Source organism: Paenibacillus algorifonticola (genome assembly GCF_000971975.1).
Classification (GTDB): domain Bacteria; phylum Bacillota; class Bacilli; order Paenibacillales; family Paenibacillaceae; genus Pristimantibacillus; species Pristimantibacillus algorifonticola.
The window spans coordinates 65,567-89,846 of record NZ_LAQO01000019.1 but is presented as its reverse complement, the minus strand read 5'-3'; the positions used below and the strand labels follow the sequence as shown (position 1 = coordinate 89,846).

At 47.0% G+C, this 24,280-nt stretch carries 22 protein-coding genes; 11 read left to right on the top strand and 11 right to left on the bottom strand.

Annotated features, from left to right (window positions below; all coding sequences use genetic code 11):
* Nucleotides 1–139: 139 nt before the first annotated feature.
* Genes WH37_RS23280 through WH37_RS23270 form a run of 3 tightly spaced genes read left to right on the top strand, consistent with a single transcriptional unit; the run spans nucleotide 140 to nucleotide 2,356 of the window.
* Nucleotides 140–940, top strand: a complete 801-nt coding sequence (locus WH37_RS23280; RefSeq protein ID WP_046233100.1) for a transporter substrate-binding domain-containing protein — start codon at nucleotides 140–142, stop codon at nucleotides 938–940.
* A 40-nt stretch (nucleotides 941–980) separates the two neighbouring features.
* A complete protein-coding gene (locus tag WH37_RS23275) occupies nucleotides 981–1,637 on the top strand; it encodes an amino acid ABC transporter permease (protein WP_046233028.1) in 657 nt (218 codons plus the stop codon).
* Entirely contained in the window at nucleotides 1,634–2,356 is a 723-nt protein-coding gene (locus WH37_RS23270) for an amino acid ABC transporter ATP-binding protein (protein WP_046233027.1), read from the top strand. The genes WH37_RS23275 and WH37_RS23270 overlap by 4 nt, the downstream gene beginning before the upstream one ends.
* Before the next feature lie 140 nt (nucleotides 2,357–2,496).
* Here the strand turns inward: WH37_RS23270 and WH37_RS23265 are convergent, their stop codons facing one another.
* The gene (locus tag WH37_RS23265; protein WP_046233026.1) at nucleotides 2,497–3,621 is read right to left on the bottom strand and encodes an NADH:flavin oxidoreductase; all 1,125 of its coding nucleotides are present in this window, start codon (nucleotides 3,619–3,621) and stop codon (nucleotides 2,497–2,499) included.
* Between the two features lie 271 nt (nucleotides 3,622–3,892).
* Here WH37_RS23265 and WH37_RS23260 point away from each other — a divergent pair, with 271 nt between their 5' ends.
* Nucleotides 3,893–4,489, top strand: a complete 597-nt coding sequence (locus WH37_RS23260) for a TetR/AcrR family transcriptional regulator (RefSeq protein WP_046233025.1) — start codon at nucleotides 3,893–3,895, stop codon at nucleotides 4,487–4,489.
* 17 nt (nucleotides 4,490–4,506) lie between these two features.
* Here the strand turns inward: WH37_RS23260 and WH37_RS23255 are convergent, their stop codons facing one another.
* The 7 genes from WH37_RS23255 to WH37_RS23225 form a co-directional block, all read right to left on the bottom strand.
* Nucleotides 4,507–5,439 carry a metallophosphoesterase gene (locus tag WH37_RS23255; RefSeq protein ID WP_046233099.1) on the bottom strand — a complete coding sequence of 311 codons (933 nt, stop codon included), beginning with the start codon at nucleotides 5,437–5,439 and terminating at the stop codon, nucleotides 4,507–4,509.
* Between the two features lie 227 nt (nucleotides 5,440–5,666).
* The gene (locus tag WH37_RS23250; RefSeq protein ID WP_046233098.1) at nucleotides 5,667–7,421 is read right to left on the bottom strand and encodes a methyl-accepting chemotaxis protein; all 1,755 of its coding nucleotides are present in this window, start codon (nucleotides 7,419–7,421) and stop codon (nucleotides 5,667–5,669) included.
* A 200-nt stretch (nucleotides 7,422–7,621) separates the two neighbouring features.
* Nucleotides 7,622–8,026: a hypothetical protein gene (locus WH37_RS34935; protein WP_052737158.1), complete on the bottom strand. Its 405-nt coding sequence runs from the start codon at nucleotides 8,024–8,026 to the stop codon at nucleotides 7,622–7,624.
* Between the two features lie 476 nt (nucleotides 8,027–8,502).
* Complete coding sequence (locus tag WH37_RS23240; protein WP_143088589.1) at nucleotides 8,503–8,826, bottom strand: low molecular weight protein tyrosine phosphatase family protein; 324 nt, start codon at nucleotides 8,824–8,826, stop codon at nucleotides 8,503–8,505.
* 1 nt (nucleotide 8,827) lies between these two features.
* Nucleotides 8,828–9,121, bottom strand: coding sequence for an antibiotic biosynthesis monooxygenase family protein (locus tag WH37_RS23235; protein ID WP_046233023.1), 294 nt, complete (start codon nucleotides 9,119–9,121; stop codon nucleotides 8,828–8,830).
* A 41-nt stretch (nucleotides 9,122–9,162) separates the two neighbouring features.
* Nucleotides 9,163–9,345: a hypothetical protein gene (locus tag WH37_RS23230; RefSeq protein ID WP_143088588.1), complete on the bottom strand. Its 183-nt coding sequence runs from the start codon at nucleotides 9,343–9,345 to the stop codon at nucleotides 9,163–9,165.
* Nucleotides 9,346–9,396: 51 nt separating this feature from the next.
* The gene (locus tag WH37_RS23225) at nucleotides 9,397–10,179 is read right to left on the bottom strand and encodes a glycerophosphodiester phosphodiesterase (protein WP_046233021.1); all 783 of its coding nucleotides are present in this window, start codon (nucleotides 10,177–10,179) and stop codon (nucleotides 9,397–9,399) included.
* Between the two features lie 282 nt (nucleotides 10,180–10,461).
* Here WH37_RS23225 and WH37_RS23220 point away from each other — a divergent pair, with 282 nt between their 5' ends.
* From WH37_RS23220 to WH37_RS23205, 4 genes are all read left to right on the top strand, one after another.
* On the top strand, nucleotides 10,462–11,424 hold the full coding sequence (locus WH37_RS23220) for a carbohydrate ABC transporter permease (protein WP_143088587.1): 963 nt from the start codon (nucleotides 10,462–10,464) through the stop codon (nucleotides 11,422–11,424).
* Nucleotides 11,421–12,248: a carbohydrate ABC transporter permease gene (locus tag WH37_RS23215; RefSeq protein WP_046233020.1), complete on the top strand. Its 828-nt coding sequence runs from the start codon at nucleotides 11,421–11,423 to the stop codon at nucleotides 12,246–12,248. Before WH37_RS23220 ends, WH37_RS23215 begins: the two co-directional genes overlap by 4 nt.
* Nucleotides 12,249–12,371: 123 nt before the next feature.
* The gene (locus WH37_RS23210) at nucleotides 12,372–13,772 is read left to right on the top strand and encodes an ABC transporter substrate-binding protein (protein WP_046233019.1); all 1,401 of its coding nucleotides are present in this window, start codon (nucleotides 12,372–12,374) and stop codon (nucleotides 13,770–13,772) included.
* Between the two features lie 347 nt (nucleotides 13,773–14,119).
* The gene (locus WH37_RS23205; RefSeq protein ID WP_046233018.1) at nucleotides 14,120–15,364 is read left to right on the top strand and encodes an aspartate aminotransferase family protein; all 1,245 of its coding nucleotides are present in this window, start codon (nucleotides 14,120–14,122) and stop codon (nucleotides 15,362–15,364) included.
* Nucleotides 15,365–15,568: 204 nt separating this feature from the next.
* Here the strand turns inward: WH37_RS23205 and uxaC are convergent, their stop codons facing one another.
* The gene (gene uxaC / locus WH37_RS23200) at nucleotides 15,569–16,975 is read right to left on the bottom strand and encodes a glucuronate isomerase (protein ID WP_046233017.1); all 1,407 of its coding nucleotides are present in this window, start codon (nucleotides 16,973–16,975) and stop codon (nucleotides 15,569–15,571) included.
* A gap of 1 nt (nucleotide 16,976) precedes the next feature.
* Entirely contained in the window at nucleotides 16,977–18,275 is a 1,299-nt protein-coding gene (locus tag WH37_RS23195; RefSeq protein ID WP_046233016.1) for a Gfo/Idh/MocA family protein, read from the bottom strand.
* A 147-nt stretch (nucleotides 18,276–18,422) separates the two neighbouring features.
* Here WH37_RS23195 and WH37_RS23190 point away from each other — a divergent pair, with 147 nt between their 5' ends.
* Nucleotides 18,423–19,274 (top strand): AraC family transcriptional regulator, encoded by an 852-nt coding sequence (locus tag WH37_RS23190; RefSeq protein WP_046233015.1) that lies wholly within the window; start codon nucleotides 18,423–18,425, stop codon nucleotides 19,272–19,274.
* A 113-nt stretch (nucleotides 19,275–19,387) separates the two neighbouring features.
* On the opposite strand, the gene WH37_RS23185 is transcribed toward WH37_RS23190, so the two are convergent.
* Nucleotides 19,388–21,988: a KAP family P-loop NTPase fold protein gene (locus WH37_RS23185; protein WP_046233014.1), complete on the bottom strand. Its 2,601-nt coding sequence runs from the start codon at nucleotides 21,986–21,988 to the stop codon at nucleotides 19,388–19,390.
* Between the two features lie 270 nt (nucleotides 21,989–22,258).
* Here WH37_RS23185 and WH37_RS23180 point away from each other — a divergent pair, with 270 nt between their 5' ends.
* Nucleotides 22,259–23,260, top strand: a complete 1,002-nt coding sequence (locus WH37_RS23180; RefSeq protein WP_046233013.1) for a Gfo/Idh/MocA family protein — start codon at nucleotides 22,259–22,261, stop codon at nucleotides 23,258–23,260.
* Between the two features lie 54 nt (nucleotides 23,261–23,314).
* Nucleotides 23,315–24,262 carry an AraC family transcriptional regulator gene (locus WH37_RS23175; protein ID WP_231594336.1) on the top strand — a complete coding sequence of 316 codons (948 nt, stop codon included), beginning with the start codon at nucleotides 23,315–23,317 and terminating at the stop codon, nucleotides 24,260–24,262.
* The last annotated feature ends 18 nt before the right edge of the window (nucleotides 24,263–24,280 follow it).

The following is a 24,280-nucleotide window of genomic DNA, read 5'->3' as shown; positions in this document are numbered from 1 at the left end:
GAAATTGTAAATGTAAAACGCTTACAAATTTCTCCGACATTATTTTGTGTCGGATTTTATTATTTTATATAGTCGGATTATTAAAATAGGTGGCAGAAGGTTAATAAGTCTAACATTAATGGAAATGGGGTTTTCATTTATGAAGAAAATCGGATCACTTTTAATTACCGGCCTGCTTGCTCTTACCCTTAGCGCTTGCGGCAGCAGCAACGGAAATGCACCAGCCGCCTCCGAAGGCACGGGTACATCGAATGAGGTTGTAACGTATACCATTGGAACAGATGCTACGTTCCCGCCATTTGAATACGAGCAGGACGGCAAATATGTCGGCATCGACATCGATTTGATCAACGCTATTGGCGAGCTGGAAGGCTTTAAGGTTGATTTGAAGCCGATGAACTTCAAGGGCATTATCCCAGCCATTTCTGCTAATCAGCTTGACGCTGCCATTGCCGGAATCAGCATTACTGAGGAGCGCAAGCAGGTTGTGAACCTGTCCGATACGTATTTTGAAGCAGGTTTATCGCTAGTCGTCCATTCGGATAATGACTCGATTACGAAGCCAGAGGATTTGAAGGGCAAAGTCATTGCGATTAAAAAAGGGACAGCTGGCTCTAAAAAAGCCGAGGAATTAGCAAAAGAATACGGCATAACCCTTAATTATTTTGACAGTAGCCCAGCGATGTTCCAAGAGGTTGTCAACAAAAATGCCGATGCTACCATTGAAGATTACCCGGTTATCTCCTACAAGCTGGCGGTTGATTCAAACGCTAATCTGAAAATCGTTGGCGAAAGGCTTACAGGCGACCAGTACGGAATCGCAGTTAGCAAAGACAACGAGGAACTGCTGCAAAAAATCAATGATGGCATCAAGAAGCTGAAGGAAAGCGGCAAATACGATGAAATCATTAACAAATATATAGGAACGTCTGCAAAATAACGACGAAGACATCCTGTGAAATGAAGGAGCTGTGGATTTCATGATGTCCTCGTGGCAAGTTATTGTGGATGCGATGCCTTTGCTGTTGCAAGGGTTATGGATAACGGTCAAAATTGTTGTAATCTCGCTGCTGATTGCATTCGCAATCGGATTAATTACGGGATTAATGAATACATCATCGAATAAAATTTTAAAGTTTATTGCAACGCTTTATATCGATATTATTCGCGGTACGCCGCTGCTCGTTCAAGTCTTTTTCATCTATTTCGCCTTGCCAGCCTTTCTCGATATCCGCATACCTGCGGAGACGGCTGGGATCATTGCGATCAGCGCCAATGCCGGCGCCTATATTGCGGAAATTTTCCGCGCCGGCATTTCGTCGATCGATAAAGGACAGCGGGAAGCTGCTCGCTCGCTTGGTCTGAGCCAGGTGCAGACGATGCGCCTCGTCATTTTGCCGCAGGCGTTCCGCCGGATGATTCCCGCTTTCGTCAATCAGTGCACGATCAGCATCAAGGATACGTCGCTGTTGTCGGTTATCGGCATTAAGGAGCTGACCCAGAGCGGTGAAATTATCATTTCTACCAACTACCGCGCTTTTGAAATTTGGGGAACGGTCGGCGTCTTGTATTTCATCATTATTTACGGTATTTCACGCCTGTCCCGTGTGCTTGAAAGGAGGCTGAGCCTGAAATGATCATTGTAGAAGGTTTGCAGAAAAAGTTTGGTGACAACGAGGTGCTGCGGGATATTTCCACCACTATTACCGAAAAGGAAGTCGTCTGCATCATCGGCCCTTCCGGTTCAGGCAAAAGCACCTTCCTTCGCTGCCTTAATTTGCTGGAAGAAGTAACAGCCGGTGTTGTGAAAATCGGCGAGGTGACTGTCACGGCGCCAAAGACCAATATCGATAAGCTGCGGCAAAATGTCGGCATGGTGTTCCAGCAGTTTAATCTGTTTCCGCATTTGACGGTGCTGGAGAACATCATGCTTGCGCCTAAGCATATTAAGAAAGCGAGCAAGGCGGAGAACGAGAAGCAGGCATTAGCGCTGCTGGATAAAGTCGGTCTTGCTGCGAAAAAAGATGAATATCCCGCTCGATTGTCTGGCGGACAGCAGCAGCGTGTGGCAATCGCTCGCGCGCTGGCGATGAATCCGCGGGTCATGCTGTTCGACGAGCCAACATCCGCGCTGGACCCGGAAATGGTCGGCGAGGTGCTTCAGGTCATGAAGGATTTGGCTCATGAAGGCATTACGATGGTCGTCGTAACGCATGAGATGGGCTTCGCCCGCGAAGTAGCCGACCGTGTTATTTTCATGGATGGCGGTTATATTGTCGAGCAAGGTTCGCCCGCTGCGATTTTCGATGCGCCGCAGCATGAGCGTACGCAAGCTTTTCTAAGTAAAGTGCTCTAGGCTGGGATACTTGTTGTAAAAAAGATTGCTGTAGATCAATTGCTGCAAATCAAAAAGAAGCTTTCGCCCCATTATTGACGGGTAGCGAAAGCTTCTTTCTTTTATCCCAATCGGCGGCTCTTCTCCTCGGGTCGAATCGTTTATACGAGCGTAGCGAGCACTTCCGGCGTGAAAGCTTGAAGCTCATTCATTCGGCCTTCGCGTATTTTCGTGGCCCATGCCGGATCGCCCAAAAGCGCGCGTCCAACGGCTACAAGATCAAATTCATCGTTGTCCAGCCGCTCCAGTAAAGCATCAATATCCGTATGCCCCGCCCCTTTGCCTTCTGTGTAAAGCGACACATAATCCGTATCCAGCCCCACAGAGCCAACTGTAATCGTCGTTTTGCCCGTCAGCTTCTTCACCCATCCTGCAAAATTAAGCTCAGAGCCTTCGAACTCAGGCTCCCAGAAGCGGCGCGTCGAGCAGTGAAAAATGTCCACCCCCGCTTTCACCAAAACACTCAGCAATTGCTCCAGCTGCTCCGGCGTATCGACAAGCTTCGCGTTGTAATCGTTCATTTTCCATTGCGATATGCGGATGGCAATCGGATAGTCAGGGCCTACGGCAGCGCGGATAGCCTGGATAACCTCTACGGCAAATTGAGCACGTTTCATCATGCTGCCGCCATAGCGATCCGTCCGCACATTCGTTTGCTCCCACAAAAATTGATCAATGAGATAACCGTGAGCACCGTGCAGCTCGATACCGTCAAAGCCAATTTTTTTCGCATTTACTGCTGCATCCACATAAATCTGAATAACGTTTGCGATTTCTTCTTCTGTCATCGGCTCGCCCACTTTATTACCATCCAGATCAAGTCCTGATGGACCGATCGACAGCGCATCCGGATTGGGCTGGGAGCCAGCAGGACGTGCAATGCCCATATGCCAAATTTGCGGAAAAATTTTGCCGCCAGCTTCATGCACTTGTCTGACCACTTCCGCCCAACCGTTTAAAGCGGCTTCTCCATAAATATGCGGCAAAGTTGGCTCACTCGTCGCAGCTGGGTGGTTAATGACGGTTCCTTCGGTCACTATAAGTCCAACACCATTTTCGGCGCGGCGACGATAGTAGGCAGCGACATCGGGCCCTGGCACACCATTTGGTGAAAAACCACGTGACATAGGCGCCATTACAATACGGGTCGGTATAGTCAAATTATGAATCGTATAAGGTTGAAATAAGGCTTCGGTTAAATGCGTTTCCTGCTGTTTATTGCTCAAAAATAACGCCTCCTCTATTTTCGCTGATCGTTTTCTTTCGATGAGCGGCCGCCACTTGTACACTTAATTGCCCTTCGTTGCACGCAATCAAATGGGGTACGAGTGAAATATTAACAAGGTTTTTAGCCTCTTTCAACAGACAAGTTGCTCATTTTGTTGCTTAAGCGAAGCAAGAAGAAAATTGTCGCCTTTCAAAAAATTACTGGTTGGTTAAACAACACATGTTTATAATAGGAGGAGACTTAGATGTACGAAAGAGGAGGCTTTGAGAATGTCAGGCGTTTTTGCTCCAAACCCAAATGATCCGCGTGTCATTCGAACACGCCAATTAATTTTAGATGCTTTCATGTGGCAATTAAATCATATGGACTTTCACACGATGACCATTATGGACATTACAAAAAAAGCGACGATTAATCGGGCGACGTTTTATGCCCATTTTCCAGATAAATATGCCTTGCTTGAAGCTTTATTAGCGGATGCCTTTATGGAATATGTTCTGAAGCGGGTTGATGCCCGGGCGCGTTTGACGGAGGAAACGGTTCAGGAGCTTATTTTTTCATTATGCGATTACCATGAATCCAGCAATAAATGCCTCAAGAAATACGATTCAGTCGCACCTATTATTGAAAAAAATATTAAAAAGCAATTGGATGATTTTATTCTTCAACTGCTGACACAAGGAAATCCCCACAAGGATCAAAAAACGCTGGAGCATGCTGCTACCTTGTTAAGCTGGTCGATTTATGGCATCACCTATCAATGGAACCAGGAAGGCAGACAGGAGTCCCCATCCGCCTTAGCCAGCAAAATCGTTCCATTAATCATCGGTGGGATTACCCAATTAAATGCAGCAGAAGCGCCATAACCGCCCACCAACGGGCGCTAACTAACAGCTGACAGCTTCACGACAACTATTTCTGGGCGATTGAACAAGCGCTGGGGAACGATACTGTTGCCAAGCCCTCTGCTGACCAGCATATTCGTTTCCCCGTTCGCATATTGGCCTGCATCGTACACGGGCAGAAAGCCCTGCCCCGGAGCGACGAGTCCGCCAATGAATGGCAGCCTGACTTGCCCGCCATGGGCATGTCCCGAGAATGTCAGATCCATTCCAGCACGAACATAGACGTCAAACAATTCGGGACGATGGGACAATAATATCGTGTACGGCCCGTTTTCCGTTTGCTTTCCCACTTCCGCTTTCGTAATGGCATTCGTATCAGCCATCCCGGATATCTTAGAAAAGTCTTCGATGGCTGCTTGAATATTCTGCTCAGCCGCCTCCGCATCATGTCCGCCAATCGTAGAAAATTTCGGATCATCGATGCCGAGCAGCCGGATCTCTCCAGCTCCAATTCCATTATTACTTCCAACAGGAATGCTTTCCGCTTCATTCCGCAGGACATGAACGCCAAGCTCCAGCAGCTTTTTCTCCAGCTCCGGGTAACGTGCGTAAGCATATTCATGATTGCCCGTCACATAATAAACAGGCGCCAGCTTAACGATTTCTGCCATTAGCTCAAGGCTTTCCGCCTCGCCTCCACGCCTGCTATCAATTAAATCGCCTGTAACGACGATGATGTTCGGCTGCTGATTTTCCACCTTGCGAACGAGCCGCTGCTGATTGTCGCCAAATCTTTTGCCATGCACATCGGACAGCTGCACAATCGTAAAGTCTTTCAGCCCCTGCGGCAGCTTGGCCGACGAAAGCTGAAATGACGACACCGTCAAAGCATTATTTTGAAAATAAAGAAAAACGACGATAGCAGCTACAGCGGCTATGAATATCCCTACTCTTTTTAACGGCTTGCGCATAAGCTCCTCCTCTTCTTTCTCTTCCTCTATCATTTCCTACTCTTTCCTCTTATCTATTATACCTGTTTCTATTTCTGAACCAAGCGTAAATGGCTGAAGCCGTCCTCTGGCGGCAAAGCTACTGTTTCGCGATGAAATATAAGCCCATTATAAGTGTGAACCTTATAAATTCTTATATTTAAAAATAAGCGGGACGCCCGCATGCGCCCCGCTCTTGCTCTATTGCCTTATACGTTAACCTTTTTCACGGCTTCGCTCATTTCATGTGTCTGCTGCCGAAGCAAACTCGACGTTTGCGCGACCTTCTGGAACATGACCGACTGCTCGCTGGTCAAGCGATAAATTTCATCGGAGCGTTCCGAAACGCCAGATGCAATATGCGAAATCGCATGGACGGACGCCGCAGCTTCCTCAGAACCTGCTGTCATCTCCTCTGCCGATGCGGATACTTCTTGAATGCGATGCGTCACGATGCGGAAAGCGTCCACCACATGCGTAAAAGCCAGCTCTGCTTCCGTCGTAATCGCCACGCCTTGGCCAATCTCTTTCGCGGTAACACCCATCTGCGTGCCGATTTGCTGGGACTCCTGCTGAATGCCAAGCAGCAAATCCGATATCATCTGTACCGATAAGCTTGAAGCCTCCGCCAGCTTCCGCACTTCATCGGCTACAACGGCGAAGCCTTTGCCATGTTCGCCTGCATGGGCCGCTTCAATCGAAGCATTCAGCGCCAGCAGCTTCGTCTGGGTGGCAAAATCCCGAACCGCTTGCAGCGCCCCGCCAATTTCCTGCGAGTAGCCGCTCAGCACTTCCACCATCGCCACCACATCGCCGGCTACGGAAGAAATATTCTCCATCTGATTTTTCATCTCTGTCATGCTTTGCTTGCCGGATTGTGCTGTAGCCAGCGCACTTGTTGCCGCATCCGAAACCGCGGTAGAAGACTCGGATACGCTGGTGATTCCTTTAGCGATTTCCTCCATCGCATTCGCGCTGTCGCTTGCGCCTTGCTTCTGCGTATGTGCGCCCTGCCGGATATGCTGCACGGAATGGTCAACCGTCTTGCTCATGACCAGCATCTCCTCCGCATTGCGGCTGAATTGCTCCGTCGAATCTACTAAAATATCCGTCGTTGCCGCGACACCTGCCACCATATCGCTAATAATTTTATTCAAGTTGCCGGACATATGAATCATCGCTTTAAACGTACTGCCGATTTCATCCTCACTTCTGAGATGATACGCCGTCAAAATCTGATTGGCCTGCGCCAGCTCGCCATGCGCCATTTTATCCACACTGGCCTTCAATACTTTCAGCGGTCTGAGTCCCTTCACGACGAAGCGCAATACGATCGCTATGCCTGCAACCGTAATGAACAGCAGCAGCGCATAAAAGGGAATGCTCGACTTAATAATATCCGATTCAATATCGCCAATAACCGAAACAGCCGTATCAATGCCGATGACGCCAATGAATGCGCCGCTGCTGTCCAATATGGGAGCATACGATGAAATATATTTGCCGTATTCCTCATTATCAATAATCTGCGAGCTGGCCGTTTTCCCTTGCAGCAGCTCCTGAACCGCATCGCCCGGCATATCGGTCACTTCATTGATCGGCGATGCCTTATCTACATCCTTCATGCCGTCTACCATAATAAGCGGCGTGCCCTTGTCATCTATTTTCACGAAATACACATACATGGCGCCAATGCGCACCCGAAAATCATCGAGCTCATCACGTATGGTCAAAAATAAATCATTTTCCTTCGGTTCTTTGGCAAACTCAGCATAAGTAGCTGTATCCAGCTGGTTGACGTAGCTCTGGGCAATCTGGATGTTATAACTGGAAATGGCCTCCTGAGCAGCTGACTTCATGTTCGCCAGCTGCAGCAATACACTGCCGCCAGAGATAATAATAATGACTAGCGTAACTACCGCAACAATGCGTGCCACTAAACGTTTCCTGAAAAATCCGATCATCCGATCCTCTTCCTCTCGCATCAAACCCAGCCTTTTTTACTAGTCCGCTACCCAAAACTAACATGCTTCAAGCACTATGTATGGTGAAAATATTAAACGAATATGTCGAAATTCGCAAGAAATTATTGGGCCATCGCTTGCAATCACTTACGAAATAAGAGCGGATTTCAATGTGTATTTTTTCGAAATAGCTGTATAAGCTACATTTTTTTATCTATAGCAGCCAGTTCTCTCATAAAAGGCGTTATAGCAAAAACATTTTCAATATCATCCTCATCAAGTTTCGCCCAATAATAAATGGTATTTATATGAATATTAATATCCCTTATTAGATGATATTTTATGAGCTCAGCCATATTTTCCTCGACCTTGTTTCCCAAAATCGCATCGTTGTATGATTCAACAATAATGATCATTAAAGCAAATTTTTCTTCGAGGTTTAAATCCATATTTTCATAAGCATGCAGGAATTCACCGATTCTAGTGGAATCAGCAACTTCATATTCCCAGTCTTGTGTGAATTCACCTGGAGCTGGCAACTTCATTTTCTCTACAAGACCCTCCACAGCGCTTCGGGTAACATATCTGGGATGACTATTGTTCATAATTAAATGCCACCTCTATTATTCATATTAAAAATAATGATCGGAGCAAGCGTCGTGCGCTTCGTTTCAGGGGTTTGCTCCGATCACAAAGACACAAGGATAGACTTGATGGACACAGCAGCCGCTATTTCAACAAAATCACGGGTTAAGGCACAGTCTGCGGACTCAGGAGCCGTTAATATGCTGCCAAAAGCCATTTTGACGGGATGAGGAGGGCAATAACGGATTTCCTGTCCGCTTACGGCCAAAAATCGGATCAAAAGCCAGAATAGCGGAACCTCAGTCCTTCAAAAAAGGGGGGGGGGTATCCCTAGCTGTGTGGTCCTAGCAACAATCGCATGCGGCGGTTCCTTAAGCTTTGAATCGTTAGATGAGATTGGCCTCGAATAAGAGTTAAGCAAGGAGCAGCATGCCGACTCTAGTTTGCAAATACAGCCTAGAAAAAAGGCGGAGCCCATAAGCCCCGCCGTCTACCTCTACCTCATATATTCTATAACGGCAGCTTGCAGCAGTTGTATAAGATCCGCATTCATATATTCGTATTCATCGGGAATGTAGAGGCAAATGACCCGCTTCTCGCTCAAAGCATGGGGAAACTTCTCCTGCATACGGCGCAAATGCTTTTTCTCCATGACAAAAATAACATCAGCCCAGCCGATGTGGCCTTCGGTCACTCGCACTCTAGCCTGCGGCTCCGTTCCGGCAGAACGCACCTCATGTCCATCAACACCATTCAGCACCGTTTCAGCTGTCAAGCTGCGCCATTTGTTCCGGCTGCATATAAATAATAGCTTGCTCATCCTACAGCTCGATGTTCGTGTAATGCTCCACGACCGGAAACGGATCATAATAATGATGCAGCAGCCGCTTCCATTCCAGATATTCCGTGGAACCGCGGAAGCCCTCTGTATGATCCTCCAGCGTCTCCCATTTCACGAGTAACAGGTATTTATTTTGCGCCTCCAGGCAGCGCTGCAGCTCATGATGCACGTAGCCTTTCATGCTGGAAATCATTTGCGAAGCTTCCTTGAAGCTGGCCTCGAACGAATCTGCGAGCCCCGCCCTAACCTGTAAAATAGCAACTTCCAAAATCATAAATGCATGGCCCTCCCGTTGTCTTTTTCTTCCTGCTATTATCATGCTGCCGAAACAAATTGAACGACACCGATAGACATCAACATTAATAACAATACAACAACAAAACCGATAGCGAATTTCAGTCCGCCAGGCAAGCCTTGCCGTTTTCCGTGCTCTTGCTCCAGCTTCTCCAGCCGCAGCTTAATTTCATCCAGCTCTCTTTCCTTGTTCTCCTCCATCATGCGCCACCTCTTCCTCTCATTGGTAACCTTATTCTACCACAAAAGGAATCACTAATTTCCCCACTGCTTATCAAGCAGCTGCTTTAATCGGCCGGGAAAATCCGTAATAATGCCATCAACCTGCATGTCTAACAATGCCAGAAAATCTTGCTCTTCATTCACGGTATAAGGATAGACAGCGATATTTGCCTTTGCCGCTTCCGCCGTATCCTCGGCGTCAATACCGCTATAATGCGGATGCAGCGAAAATACATCACTGCCCATAAGCCCGGCATAAGCCGCCGGCGCAATTAACGACGCAGCATAAAGCAGCCCGATTCGCAGCTCAGGCATGCGTGCCTTCAGCCGTGCCAGCAGCTTATGATCGAAGGAGGAAACAATCGTGCGCTCCATACGTCCGGGCTGCTGCAAAAAAGCGTCCAGCGCTTCATCAAGCGCGCCGTTATAGGAGTCTTTCGCTTCCACATTAATTTGAATATGCTCCGAAAGCAGCGCATAAACCTCCTCCAGCAGCGGTGCCCGTTGACCGCGAAACGCTTCGGCAAATTTGCTGCCCGCATCCGCCTTGCTAATCGCCTCATAATCCATGCTCCGGATCAGGCCAGCTTGCGTCGTCGTCCGATCCAGCGACGCATCATGGCAAACGACCAGCTTATCATCGGCTGAAAGATGAATGTCCAATTCAACCATATCACAGCCCTGATCGGCGGCTAATTGGAAGGAAGCGAGCGTATTTTCCGGGGCTTCGCCGGCTGCTCCCCGATGCCCGATAATAAGCGGGCGCTTCGCTTTTTCTCTCTTCTCTCCGGCTTCTCCTGTTTGCTGCTTATTCATTCTTCCACTATCCTCTCTCCAACGTATTTGTGCAAATATAAGCATTTATAAGTTTCACCCTTATAATGGGCTTATATTTCAACGCGAAACGGTAGCTTTGCCGCCAGAGGACGGCGACAGCCGTTTACGCTTGCTATTATAGCAAATCATAGCCGCTCATCCATTCCATATTTAGCCATATTAACATAATCTTATTATCTTCATTACATTCTAATAACATTTTCCTCCTATGCTTATAAACGGAAACTCTCCCAATTTGAAAATTGAAAGGAAGATGTTAGATTGCAATTTTCACAAGGTACGATAGAGAAGCGACGCACACACCAAAAGCGAATCTCCTCGCAGTCCTCTATTCATACGGCACGCAAAAAACTGCAATGGCGCGAACAATCGCTTGGTTACCTTTTTCTTGCCCCGTCTATTGCGGCGTTTGTCGTCTTTCTATTTTATCCGCTCGTTCGCTCGGTCTACTTAAGCACACATTTAACGGACCCGCGCGGCCGAATAGCCGCCTATGTCGGTCTAGATAATTTTACGCAGCTGCTTAACTCCTCGTCCTTCTGGAATTCACTTGGCGTGACGGCTTTATTCGCTTTGCTTACTGTACCGGCTGGTCTCGTGCTTGGGCTCATTACGGCCTATTTAACGCATGGAAAGCTTCGCGGGATGAAAATATTTCAGTGGATCTTCTCCATGCCTGTCGTATTATCCGTCAGTACCGCCTCGGTTATCTGGATGATCCTATACCATCCGAGCGTCGGCATGCTCAATTATTTGCTCGGCCTAGCCGGATTGCCGGGCATTCAGTGGCTAACTGATCCTTCTTGGGCACTCGTATCCATATCGCTGATGACGATTTGGATGAACTCCGGCTTCAATTTTATTATTTTAATGAGCGGCATGCAGGGTATTTCCGAGGAAATTATGGACAGTGCGAAGATCGATGGCGCATCACCAATACGAACGCTCATTTCGATTATGATTCCGCTCGTATCGCCAACGCTATTTTTCTTAACTATCGTGTCCCTCATGCACGCGTTTCAAGCGTTTGGCCAAATTCAGCTGCTGACCAAGGGCGGTCCAGCAGAATCGACGCAGGTCCTTGTCTATTCAATCTACAAAGAAGCCTTCATTAACTATCAATTCGGGACGGGAAGCGCCTTGTCGCTTGTGTTGTTCGTCATTATTTTGCTGCTAACGGCTGTACAATTTTTGTTCGTCGAAAAGAAGGTGCATTATCAATGAGATCCATAAAGCTGCTGCATACCAGCGGACTTTATGCCGCTTTAATCGTCATGTCGCTGCTCGTCACCTTTCCGCTGCTGTATACCTTTTTGCAGTCCTTTATGACAGGGGAAGAAGCTTCGGCCTATCCGCCGCACTTTTTTCCATCAGGCCTGTATCTCGGAAGCATTACGCAGGTGCTGGATATGGTTCCAATCGGCACCTTTATTGGGAACAGCTTTTTGACCGCTGTTATCATTACGGCTGGACAAGTTGTTACAGCAAGCCTCGCGGCTTATGCCTTTGTTTATATCCGCTTCAGCGGTAAAGCACTGCTGTTTATGCTGTTTCTGTCCACGATGATGATTCCGAGCGAGGTCACGATCATTCCTAATTATTTGACGATTCGCTCCTGGGACTGGCTCGATTCCTATCAAGGACTGACCATACCTTTTCTGGCGTCGGCATTCGGTGTATTTCTGCTGCGCCAATTTTTTCTCCAGCTGCCGAGGGAATTGTTTGAAGCAGCGCGCATTGACGGCTGTGGACATATCCGCCATTTTGCCCGTATTGTGTTTCCACTATCGATGCCTGCGCTTGCGTCCTTGTCCGTCTACGTCTTTCTGAATGCCTGGAATATGTATTTGTGGCCGTTACTTACGACGAACAGCGACAGCATGCGAACGGTGCAAATCGGCATCAGCATGCTGCAATTTGAAGAGCTGACAACCTGGAATTTGGTGCTGACCGGCGTTTCGCTCGTCCTGCTCCCTTCCCTCCTGCTGCTCGCCATCGGCCTGCGCCCGCTAGTCAGAGGCATTACCGCAGGCGCGGTAAAAGGGTAAGGCTGAGGGATAAAGATGATATCTTCGCAGTCCTTCAGCAAAAATCGGTGTATGGATTCTGCTTCTATCCCGAAGCATTCCTAATAAATTCAAATTAGCGTGACGAAAGGGAGAATTATAATCATGAAATGGAACAAAATGCAGCTGCTTCTGCCGTTTACCGCGGCGACTCTATTGGTGGGCGCTTGTTCAAACGCCGGAACAACGACGAACGCAGCTACGGAAGCTAATCAGGCAGGTACGGCTTCGACTGCTCCAGCAGCCTCGGCAAATGGAGATGCCGCAGCGGAACCCGTTAAAGTTCTCTGGTGGCATTCGATGGGCGGCGAGCTTGGAAAAGCGGTCGATCAGCTGGTTAGTGATTTTAATGCATCCCACAGCGATATTCAGGTTGAAGCGGTTTATCAAGGCACTTACGATGAAAGCTTAAATAAAATGAAAGCGTCCATGGATTCCAAATCGGGCCCCTCCGTCATTCAGGTGTACGAAATTGGCTCCCGCTTTATGATAGATTCCGGCGCCATTACACCAGCGCAGCAGTTTATTGATGCCGAAAGCTACGATACGTCGAATTTGGAGCCGAATATTGCGGGTTATTATAATTTCGACGGCAAGCAATATTCGATGCCTTTCAATACATCGAATCCGATTCTCTACTACAATAAAGATATGTTTAAAGCAGCTGGACTCGACCCGGAAAAGCCGCCAGCAACGTACGAGGAGCTGAGCCAAACGGCTGAGGCGTTAACGAAAGCAGGCAATACCGGCGCTTCCTTCGCTATTTACGGGTGGTTTATGGAGCAGTTCCTCGCGGGTCAAAATGCCGACTATGTCAACAATGGCAACGGCCGTGATACAGCAGCTACCGAATCGCTCGTCAACAGCGCCCAAATGGTGAAAACGCTCAGCTGGTGGAAAGAAATGGTAGATAACAAAACAGCGTCAAATCTAGGTCGTAAAACGGATGATACGAAAAAAGCATTTATCGCCGGACAAGTCGGCATGACGATGGATTCCACCGCCAGCCTTCGCGGCATCGTGGATGGAGCAGCAGGCAAATTCGAGGTCGGAACAGCATTCATGCCGAAGCCTGCGGGTACGACAGATGGCGGCGTCATTATTGGCGGGGCCAGCCTATGGATTATGAATAATAAAACCGATGCCGAGCAGCAAGCCGCTTGGAGCTTTATTAAATATTTGGCAGAGCCGCAAACACAAGCAAAATGGCATATTAACACGGGCTATTTCCCGATTACAAAGCTTGCTTATGACGAGCAAATCGTGAAGGACAACCTTGCCAAATACCCGCAGTTCCAGACAGCGGTTGACCAGCTTCATGCCACGAAGCTAAGCTCCGCTACGAAAGGCGCGGTAATCGGGGTGTTCCCAGAAGCTCGCCAAATCGTAGAGTCGGCTATTGAAGAAGCCTTCACAGGCGGCAAGGCACCACAAGCGGCACTCGATCATGCTGCTGCGCAAATTACAGAGAAAATCGCTACCTACAATAAAACAACAGCTAAATAATAGCTATTGCTGACACGGTTAATGAAATGGGCTGCATCTATTTTGTTTGGCAGCAGGAGGAGCTAGGGCGTTGCGAGGATTCGCTTTCCTTCGAGCTTGCTCCCCATGCATGCCGATTGGTCAAGCTCACTCAGCTGGCATATTATCCAGACATACAATTATCATAGAGACAGCACAAAGAAGCTCTCCTTCCACCATTCAGGTGGAACGGGGGCTTCTTTGCGCTGCAATGTTTTAACTGATGTCTGGCGAAGTCGCCTTTTACACAAATTCATAATCCGATTGTTGTATTTTTATTTGTTTTAATGTATATTTATACATAACAAGTTTTGAACGGAGGAATAGGAATGCATAACAAATTAAATGGTTCAACGGCTGACTTGCTGGAAGCCGCTCATCAATCGATTTTATTTACAGCCAAACGGCCGGAGCTCGTTATGGATCGCGGAGAAGGCATGTATTTATGGGATACAGACGGCAAAGCATATTTGGACTTTAGCGGCGGCTGGGCAGTTACGAGCCTCGGGCATTCGCCTAAGGTTCTGCAAGCTGCCATTGCGAAGCAAGCAGGTCAGCTCGTTCACGCAAGCCCCGGCTTCTATAACAAGCCGATGATTGAATTTTCCAAGCTAATGACGGATATTTCTGGCTTTGATAAAATCTTTTTCGCCAGCAGTGGCTCGGAAGCAAACGAAAGTGCGATTAAGCTAGCCAGAAAGCATGGTGCGAAAAACTTGAGTGGCGCATATGAAATTATTACATTAACCAACAGCTTCCACGGCAGAACGCTGGCGATGATGTCCGCAACAGGCAAAGCCCAATGGGAAAGCCTCTACGCCCCTAAGGTTCCCGGCTTCAAGCATGTGCCGATTAATGATTTCGATGCCTGCTTTGCGGCGATCAGCGACCGGACCTGCGCAATTATGCTGGAGCTCGTACAAGGAGAAGGCGGCGTCTATTCAGTCGATGCGCCATATTTGCAGGCACTGCGTAAAGCATGCGATGTGTACGGCATCCTGCTTATTTTTGACGAAATTCAGACCGGCCTTGGCAGAACAGGCAAAATGTTTGCGAGCGAGCATTACGGCGTCAAGCCTGACGTTATGACCTTAGCCAAAGGAATCGGCGGCGGCTTCCCGCTATCCGCGATGCTGACGACGAACGAATATGACCTGTTTGAGCCTGGTGATCAAGGCGGAACCTACACGGGCAATCCGCTGGCTATGGCAGCGGGCATGGCTGTCGTGCAAGAAATCTTAAGGCTTGATCTGCCAACCAATGCCATGCTGATGGGCCAAACCATTAAGGAGCAGCTAGCAAGCCTCGCTGAGAAATATGCCATCAGCGCTATTCGCGGCAAAGGGCTTTTGCTCGGCTTCAGCGTTCCGGAAGGAACAGCGGCAGCGCTGGCCGCAGACTGCATGGAGCAAGGGCTCATCATCAATGCGCCTAACGCCTCCACCATTCGACTCATGCCGTCGCTGACCGTCACTGAAACGGAGATCGACGAAATGCTCTTGATGCTGGAGCGTTCCCTCATCAAGCTTGAGCTTTATGCAGCACAAAAAGAAACGGCAGCCGTCAGAGCATAAGATTTGCCGCGAAACAAAAATAATTACCCAGTCACGATTATAGAATTCATTTTATATAAAAATAAAAGGCACCCCCTAAAATGATGCTGGAAGCCGCAATTTGTAAGCGAGCTGTTCCAATCATCTATTTTATAGGGTGCCTGTTTGATACAAGGCTATTGTCCAGCAAATTTCCTTGCTGGGCAGTTTAGCTTCAAGCGTTGATTAAAATTTAAAATAGTTTTTCGCATTGTTATAGCTGATGTTGCGGACAATGTCGCCCAACAGCTCACGGTCATCCGGCACTTCGCCGTTCTCCACCCACTCGCCAAGCAAATTGCACAAAATCCGGCGGAAATACTCATGCCGCGTATAAGACAGGAAGCTGCGGGAATCCGTCAGCATGCCGACAAAACGGCTCAGCAGACCGAAGTTCGCGAGCGCCTTCATTTGCACGACCATGCCGTCCCGCGTATCATTGAACCACCAAGCGGAGCCCAGCTGGATTTTGCCCGGGATGCCGTCGCCTTGAAAGCTGCCAATAATCGATCCAAGCACTTCATTGTCCATCGCATTAAGCGAATACAGAATCGTGCGTGGCAGCGCCTCATCCTTCGCAAGCTCATCGAGCAGCTTAACGAGCGGATAAGCAAGCGGACTGTCGCCGATGGAATCATAGCCCGTGTCCGGTCCAAGGCGATTAAACATCGCCGTATTATTGTTGCGCGCTGCATTAATATGCAATTGCATCGCCCAGTCATGCTTCGCATACAGCTTGCCGAGGAAGACCAGTGTATACGTTTTGTATTTTTTCTCATCCTCAAGGCTTACACGGTTTCCGGCAAGTACGCTTTCAAAAATCGCCGCCGCCTCATCCTTCGTCGTCTCTCCGTAAGGCACATAATCAAGTGCATGATCCGAAACGCGGCAGCCCACCTCGTGGAAAAAGGAAACTCTTGCTTCCAGCGCGGCTAACAACGCCTCATAGCTATCCAGCTTTTGGCCCGCAGCCTGCTCCAGCTTCGCGACCCATTCCAGGAAACCAGCGCGGTTAATTTCCAGCGCCTTATCTGGACGGAAAGAAGGCAGCACCGCTACCGGAAAGTCCGGCAGCTCCTTAATTTTCAAATGATATTCCAGCGAATCCGCAGGATCATCCGTCGTGCAGACGACCTCTACTTTGGAGTTCACGATAAGATCGCGGGCTTTGAAGCCCTCGCCCGCCAGCTTCGCATTTACTTTTTCCCAAATAACCGGAGCATTGCGCTCATTAATAATTTCTTCAACGCCGAAGAAGCGCTGCAGCTCCAGATGGGACCAATGGTAAAGCGGATTGCCAATCGCCTGCGGAACCGTCCGAGCAAAAGCCAAGAAGCGGTCATAATCGCTGACGCCCTCGCCACCCGTGACATATTTCTCTTCAATGCCGTTCGAGCGCATCGCCCGCCACTTGTAATGGTCGCCATACAGCCAAGCTTCCGACAAATTCGAGAAGCTGATATTATCGTAAATTTGCTGCGGGCTCAAATGGCAATGATAATCGATAATCGGCATGTCCTTTGCATAATTATGGTACAAATCCCGCGCCGTTTCATTTGCCAGCAAAAAATTGTCGTCCAGAAACTTAGCCAAGTTAGTCCCTCCTGAATTTAACTAGTTCGTCCACCTTCACAGCCAGTCCCGTCTGAATCGATTTATTGGCTGCAATTCCTGTCAAAATCGAACGGGCACCGTCTACATGATTCGCCGCGCGATTGAACTTATCCTCTACTGGCGTGCCAAAAATATCGTTGAGCAGTACTGGATCGCCGCCGCCATGGCCGCCAACTCCTTCTTCTACTTCCACATTGTAAGGAGCGCCAAACATTGGATACACGATGATGCGCTTGCCTTTCAGCGCGCCCTCTTGCGATTTTTCGCCGCCGGAATTAACATAGGATTGCTCGACAATTTCCATTTCGATCCGGCCCTTCGTGCCGTTGAACGCAATGCGGTAGCCTTCCCATGGCAGATAAGCATTGAGTGAATAAGTCAAGATCGCATTGTTTTTGTAGCGTACCATTACGCCCATCGTATCTTCGATGTTAATGCCGTCGCCAAAAACGCTTTGGTCGCGGCGATAGCCGTCCTCATGCTCAGCATCCAAATACATCGCCTTGAGGTTTTCATTGCTGTCCATATGCAGCGCAAACGGATCTTCTGTCGCGTTCGGATGGCCCGTCGCACGGTCGTAGAACTTCGTTTCGCCGCGCTCTTCGGCATTTTCCTTTCCGTAGAACAGCAGGTCGCCGAAAGCAAATACCGTATCTGGCTGCGAGCCGATCCAGAAGTTCACCAGATCGAAGTGATGCGTCGATTTATGGACAAGCAGGCCGCCGCTGTTATTTTTATTGCGGTGCCAACGACGGAAGTAGTCCGCGCCATGCTGCGTATTGAGCAGCCATTCAAAATGCACGGAATTAACTTTGCCGATCGTGCCTTTCTCAATCAGCTCTCTCGCCTTCGTATGATGCGGCGCATAGCGATAGTTGAACGTTACACGAACATTTTTGCCGGTACGCTCAACAGCGTCAATAATTTCCTGGCATTTCTTCTCATCTACCGTCATCGGCTTCTCGGTAATAACGTCGCAGCCCAGCTCCATAGCACGAATGATATACGTATGATGCGTGCGATCTACGCTAGTCACGATCACGGAATCCGGCTTTTCCTTCGCGATCATTTCATCGAACTGCTCCGCCTTGTAGGTGTTTACAGCATGGTAATCATATTTATCGGTTAAACGCTTATTGGCATGGTCAAGTCTCGTTTGGTTCGTATCACAAAATGCAAGCAGCTCCGACGTATCTCTGAAATCGGTTGCAATTGCAGCGTAGAAAAACTCAGCTCTTCCTCCCGTTCCTACCAATACGTACTTTTTCTTTTGTGTCATTGCGGCTCACCCTTTGTCTGATTTTTTTGATCGTTTGATACGCTTTCATTTTATCGCATATAAGTGTTATAATTCTCCTCATATAGTGCTTAATTCGCAAAATATGCCGCATATTTTGTGTTTTATGCGAAAGGGGCTTTGAAGGCTATGATCGAAAAAACGCCAGCTTCCTTTGATTATGGAAGCTTAGCAGATTTGTACATTGAATATATGAAGCGCTCCGAGCCCTTCACGATGCCAAATGATCATTTTCATGACTATTATGAAATTTATTATTTGCTCAGCGGCAAGCGGATTTACTTCGTCCATGACCGCTCTTATCCGGTGGAGCAGGGCGATCTGATCTTCATTTCCCGCCATGTCGTTCATAAAACGCTGTACGCTGGCGAAGCCTCGCATGAACGGGTCATTATCCACTTCGATCAGCATTTCCCAGAGTCCTTCACGCCCGAGCTTCGCGGGCTGATTTTATCGCCGTTCGAGCAGCATATTCATGTGCTGCGGCTGCCTCGTCAGGAGCAGCTAGTTATGGAGCAGCTCATTCGCAGACTGTTGGAGGAAATTCAACAACGCCCTCCTGGCTTTGAGCTTTATCCGCCAATCGCGGTTACCGAGCTGCTGCTGCATGCGGCCCGTTATTTGCAAAAGCACGAATTCGTCCCGCTCTCCCATGCCACACCAATGCATGCGAAAATTACCGAAATCGTTCGTTACATTAACCACCACTTCAGCGAAGAGATTAGGCTGAGCGCCATTGCCGAGCAATTTTATATCAGCTCCTATTATTTAAGCCGCATCTTTAAGGAAATTACCGGATTTTCCTTCTCCACCTACTTGACGATTACCCGCATCAAAGAAGCCCAGCGCCTGCTGCGCGAAACCGATCAGTCGATCACTGAGATTGCCGCCGCCACCGGCTTCGACAACTTCTCCCACTTCGGCAAAACGTTCAAAAAAATAACGCGCCTTTCGCCGCGGGATTATCGCAAGCATTTGTAATAGCAATTATCCTAATAAAAAAGCAGCAACACTACACTTCTCATACGCCCAGTGGTGCTGCTTTTTGCTTTATTTGTCCAGTCTAGCACGATTTTGCTTTATTTTGAGTCGTATTAAAACCGTGTCTTGTACTTTGTCCACTCTTCTTTAATTTCAGAAATCTTCTCTAGACTGCCATATTGGCAGAGCTGTTCAACAGCTGTTATAAAAGTATTACTCCAAATCGCATTTTGATTATTATAAAGTTCTCTTAATGCATCTGTGTAGCCAGTACTTTGTAGATAAGCTAATTCAATTTGTTCTTTACTGAATTCCCCAGCCTTTAGGGCACTTTTAAAATCATGTTCTGATGTTATTTCTCCTACAATCTTAACAGCTTCTTCAATTTCTTCTATCGGCAAGATGGATAATAAATTTGCAAAATTGCAGAATGCTAAACTGTAATCTTCAAGGGGATTTGTCATTTTCATTCTAACGATCTTCCATATTCCATGTTTAGCAGTCCAATCGGAGACCATTTTACGAATGTTCTCATCATCCTTATCTTTATTAAATGCCCAAGTGTTGAACGTAATTTGGGCCACATCATCTGGATAGGCCATTAATTTCGAAAGATCCATATGAGCAGAAATATAGTTTTCCGCCCATTCCCCCTTTTTACTACCAATATTATTTAATTGTGAGGCAATCAACAGATCATCATTATGAGCAGATAAAACAGAGACAACTTCATCATTATCATTATCATTATCTTCCCTTATTAATACTTTAAATATTTCAACTATAAAAATTTTCATCTGCTTAGTAAATTTCGTAAAATCTTGATGCCAATCAAGTACAAATTTCAATACTTTCATGTTCTTCTCGACCTGCTCTGGAGCTATATCCAGCCACAATTGATGATAAAACTCTTCACGATTCAAATCAGTGACAAGCTCTCCATATACCTTTCCCCCCTCTTCATCGCTGTCCAAAATCGCAGTATAAAATTTCTGAAGCTGCTCGTTGGACACTTTTAAAGAAGGCACAGCATATTGAAAATAAGTATCGAAATGTACAGAAGAGCAAATTAGTTTATTTTTGTTCGACAATAATTTATTTACACTTGAACCCCCGAGAACGGGAAATAACTTGGTCAATAAGGAAATATGAGTTGGAAATTGTACGTTTAGCTTTTCCAGTTGTTCTTTGGGAACTGCTTCGTCTCTTTGCCCTCCGAGGAATAGACTTGAGTGTTTATAAATAAACGCAAATAATTCAGGATTATCAATCTTAATCGCTAATAAGGCTAGAAGATCCTTCGGGTTCGTTTCTTTTTTTAACATGGGCATATGAACCATCGCGATATTCGCAACCCTCTCCATATTCCTTGGCGTGAATTGAAAGTGATTAGCAAGTTCATCCAAATAATCGATGTAATCATTTTCAACTTCAATTTTAAAATCGTTTATAATCTTCATCATTGATGTTTTAAAAGCTTTAATCATCAGGTAGGAATCAACTCTTGGCAAGTAAAGCGGCACATGAATAAACTTTGAAATGTATTCAAGCCCTACCTTTTCCTCATAGTCTTTAGAATAGAGCTGGGATAACGATTTCGCTACATGCTTCTCATCCATAGCAAGAACATAGGTGATATTAGGAAAATCGGCAATAAGCCGCACTAATTTAAAGATCATTTGAATTTCCTTATTGTCCAGACGGTCTATATCGTCTATGAAGACGACCATAGGTATACGAGCTGTTTTCAGTAAATCAATAATATGCTCCCTCATACCTTGAGCATCTTCAAAATCCTTGGAAAATTCAGGATTGCTCATATAATCTTTAAAATTCACAATAAACCCCGGCGGTCTTATGCTGATAGTTGTCAAGAATTTCGAATACTTCTTTAACCCATAAATAAGCTTCTGCTGGGAATTAGATTGATGATTTTCCAGATGCGATATTAACAGCTTTAAAAACTCAGGAATGATATTGTTTTGATCCTTCCCCATATACCAAGGATGGAAACGAATAATCTTCTCTTTACTAATATGCTGCTTTTCAATCAAATCAAAAATAGAGGATTTTCCTGACCCCCACGGCCCATATAGCCCAATAGTCAAAGCATGATCCGTAGGAATAGCCATACGATCTATGAGGATCGCTGCCAAATCTTTCGCAAACTTCTCACGACCCAAGCTGTCAGTTCCATCAATGCCTAATGATGGACTAGAATGAAATTGGTACTTCCGTGCTTTGTCTGCAGCATCAGTCTCGGGCTCACCTTTTTTAGCAAGCAGCTTTTTGATCGTCAAAATGATTGCATATAAAGAAATGGCTATTACATTCACATCATATAGATCAGACCAAACTCCCCCGGAAAATAGTCTGTTCTGATCATTAAATCCATAATCCAAGATGATTGAGATTAACACTGCCGGCAGCAGTTTCCGACGTATAGTTTTGAATAAAAATAGGCTGACATGCTGCTTAAATTCAAAATAAACAATGGCTAACCAAATGGCTGCGTACATAATGACAACAAGCTGGATAACGTGATTTGTTGGGGTGGTATTTAATATGGGTTTAAACGCTAAGCGGATGCATAAGAGGACCGCATATGATATCGATGTGCTAAACAAAATAAAGAAACCAAGTTTAGAAAGGTTAGTTTTTCCTTTTCCAAAATAATCTTTTAATCTTTTGACCACACTAACTCCTTCACTCATTTCCTCATTTACCCCTCTCACATAACTTCCTTAATCATACAAATGATATTTTTCTAAAGCAATGATCCCTATATAAAATAAAAATATTCCGTTTCTAGCATGTGTTAAGGGATACTTTTTGACATCATTATTTCATAAGGTTAACGAAAAAAAATACGTCGTAATCTTATACACACAAAGTCACTTAATTAGACTAATAAATTTGAAATCTCTATGATAAATTTACTGTGATGTCTCAATTTTGTATACTAGGTTGGGAGAAGTGATGAGATGATTAAAATTGGTAAAATTAGCTACTGGCATGTACATGCTTGGGATTATACGAAGGAAGCGCAGGCGCATCCAGGTACAGAAATTACAGCGGTTTGGGATGAGCTTCCAGAGCGCGGCCAAGAGGCTGCTGATAAGCTCGGCGTTCCCTTCTACAGCAATTTGGATGAGATGCTCGCAAGCGACATTGATGCGGTTATCGTAGACGCTCCGTCCAACATCCACCGCGACGTTATCATTGCGGCAGCCCGCGCTGGCAAGCATATTTTTACGGAGAAGGTTATCGCTCCTACTCTTAAAGAAGTTAATGAAGTTATCGAAGCGGTGTCTGCTAATAATGTGAAGCTTACCGTTTCCCTTCCAAGGCTGAATGCAGGCTACACGCTGGCGATTCAGGACATTTTAGCGCAAGGTCTACTTGGCAAAGTAACGCTTGTTCGGGTTAGATTGTCGCATGATGGCGCTACGAAAAACTGGCTGCCTGAGCATTTTTACAATTTGGAGCAATGTGGCGGCGGCGCTTTGATTGATCTGGGCTGCCATCCGATGTATTTGACTCGCCTGTTCCTCGGTGAGCAGCCTGTTGAAGCATCTGCCCAATACGGCTATGTAACGGGAAAAGAAGTAGAAGATAATGCAGTCGTGCTGCTTAAAACAGCATCCGGCGCAGTCGGCATCGTTGAAGCGGGCTTCGTCAACGCATTTTCGCCTTTCACCATCGAAATTCACGGTACGCAAGGCACGCTGATGTATGGCACACCGGATGACCGCCTGCTGCTGCGGACGAACTTGAATGGCGAGGATGCTGCGAAGGAATGGCAGGAGCAGGCGCTGCCAGACTCGCGCCCAGGCGCTTTCAACCAATTTGCCGATCATATTGTAAGTAATACAGAAGCTGAGGAAAATGTACGGCTTGCGGTTGAATTAACGAAGCTGGTTGAAGCGGCGAACCGCTCCGTGCGCGAAGGAAAATCGATTCGTATCGATGAGCTGGCGCAATAATAGACTACCGGATTATTTTTCAGCAATAACGGCTTGAAGGGAGGTTTGGCGCGATTGCAACCTTTTCCATACGAAGTGATGCGTGAGCGTCAGGATGCGCTCGAGAGGCTTGATCTTCGCATCCGCTGGGGTTATTACGATATTCATGTGCTTCGTTTTCACCTGACCCAGTTTCTTCCCGGCAAAATCGTCAACTTTCACAAGCATGCCGAGTTCGAGTTTCATTTTATTCCGCAAGGCAAGGGGACCGTTATTCTAGTCGATATGCCGTATGCGCTGAACGAAGGCATGTTTTATTTGACGGGACCTGATGTGCTTCATTATCAGGAGGCAAGTCCGGATGACATTATGGATGAGCTATGCCTGCATGTCGATATTATCGATCGCAGATTGCAGCCTGGCCCTCCGACTGTTACGGAAGCGGATGACTGGGAAGTTGCCGAGGCGGATGATTGCATCAGCAAGCTACGCACGCTGCCCCTGTTTCCGGCAGAAGATGTGCATCAGGCTATGCCTTTGTTTCTGGAAGCTTATGAAGCCTGCTCGCGGCATTATACGGGCAGCTATACGACGATCAGACAAAATGTCATTCAAATATTGCTGCGGGCGGTGCGCGCTTATGATACGGTGAAGGAGCCGGAACAGGCCCACTTACCCACTCGCGATATGAAGGCTTACCGCTACCGTCTCGCTATGGAATATATGCAGGCCAACTACTCCGGCGAGGTCACGCTTGAGGATGTAGCCGACAAGCTGAATTTAAGCTCGCGGCATATTCAGCGGGTGTTCAAGGAGGCTGGGGACGGTCAGTCATTCAGTGCCACACTCGAAAACATGCGCCTCAAGGCGGTATGCCATGCGCTTGCCGAAAGCACGCAGTCGATTGAAAAAATCGCCCAGCAAGCTGGATTTGCCAATGCCAACTATTTGCATGCGGTGTTTCGCAAACGTTTTGATATGACCCCTTCCGAATACCGCGCGCAGCAGCTGTCCATCATGTAGTAAAGGATGATAATCGCA

What these genes read in the sequence shown, in the direction of transcription:
- WH37_RS23280 (WP_046233100.1), top strand. Translation starts at nt 140, where the DNA reads ATGAAGAAAATCGGATCACTTTTAATTACCGGCCTGCTTGCTCTTACC.
- WH37_RS23275 (WP_046233028.1), top strand. Translation starts at nt 981, where the DNA reads ATGATGTCCTCGTGGCAAGTTATTGTGGATGCGATGCCTTTGCTGTTG.
- WH37_RS23270 (WP_046233027.1), top strand. Translation starts at nt 1,634, where the DNA reads ATGATCATTGTAGAAGGTTTGCAGAAAAAGTTTGGTGACAACGAGGTG.
- WH37_RS23260 (WP_046233025.1), top strand. Translation starts at nt 3,893, where the DNA reads ATGTCAGGCGTTTTTGCTCCAAACCCAAATGATCCGCGTGTCATTCGA.
- WH37_RS23255 (WP_046233099.1), bottom strand. Translation starts at nt 5,439, where the DNA reads ATGCGCAAGCCGTTAAAAAGAGTAGGGATATTCATAGCCGCTGTAGCT.
- WH37_RS23250 (WP_046233098.1), bottom strand. Translation starts at nt 7,421, where the DNA reads ATGATCGGATTTTTCAGGAAACGTTTAGTGGCACGCATTGTTGCGGTA.
- WH37_RS34935 (WP_052737158.1), bottom strand. Translation starts at nt 8,026, where the DNA reads ATGAACAATAGTCATCCCAGATATGTTACCCGAAGCGCTGTGGAGGGT.
- WH37_RS23240 (WP_143088589.1), bottom strand. Translation starts at nt 8,826, where the DNA reads ATGAGCAAGCTATTATTTATATGCAGCCGGAACAAATGGCGCAGCTTG.
- WH37_RS23235 (WP_046233023.1), bottom strand. Translation starts at nt 9,121, where the DNA reads ATGATTTTGGAAGTTGCTATTTTACAGGTTAGGGCGGGGCTCGCAGAT.
- WH37_RS23230 (WP_143088588.1), bottom strand. Translation starts at nt 9,345, where the DNA reads ATGATGGAGGAGAACAAGGAAAGAGAGCTGGATGAAATTAAGCTGCGG.
- WH37_RS23225 (WP_046233021.1), bottom strand. Translation starts at nt 10,179, where the DNA reads ATGAATAAGCAGCAAACAGGAGAAGCCGGAGAGAAGAGAGAAAAAGCG.
- WH37_RS23215 (WP_046233020.1), top strand. Translation starts at nt 11,421, where the DNA reads ATGAGATCCATAAAGCTGCTGCATACCAGCGGACTTTATGCCGCTTTA.
- WH37_RS23210 (WP_046233019.1), top strand. Translation starts at nt 12,372, where the DNA reads ATGAAATGGAACAAAATGCAGCTGCTTCTGCCGTTTACCGCGGCGACT.
- WH37_RS23205 (WP_046233018.1), top strand. Translation starts at nt 14,120, where the DNA reads ATGCATAACAAATTAAATGGTTCAACGGCTGACTTGCTGGAAGCCGCT.
- WH37_RS23195 (WP_046233016.1), bottom strand. Translation starts at nt 18,275, where the DNA reads ATGACACAAAAGAAAAAGTACGTATTGGTAGGAACGGGAGGAAGAGCT.
- WH37_RS23190 (WP_046233015.1), top strand. Translation starts at nt 18,423, where the DNA reads ATGATCGAAAAAACGCCAGCTTCCTTTGATTATGGAAGCTTAGCAGAT.
- WH37_RS23185 (WP_046233014.1), bottom strand. Translation starts at nt 21,988, where the DNA reads ATGAGTGAAGGAGTTAGTGTGGTCAAAAGATTAAAAGATTATTTTGGA.
- WH37_RS23180 (WP_046233013.1), top strand. Translation starts at nt 22,259, where the DNA reads ATGATTAAAATTGGTAAAATTAGCTACTGGCATGTACATGCTTGGGAT.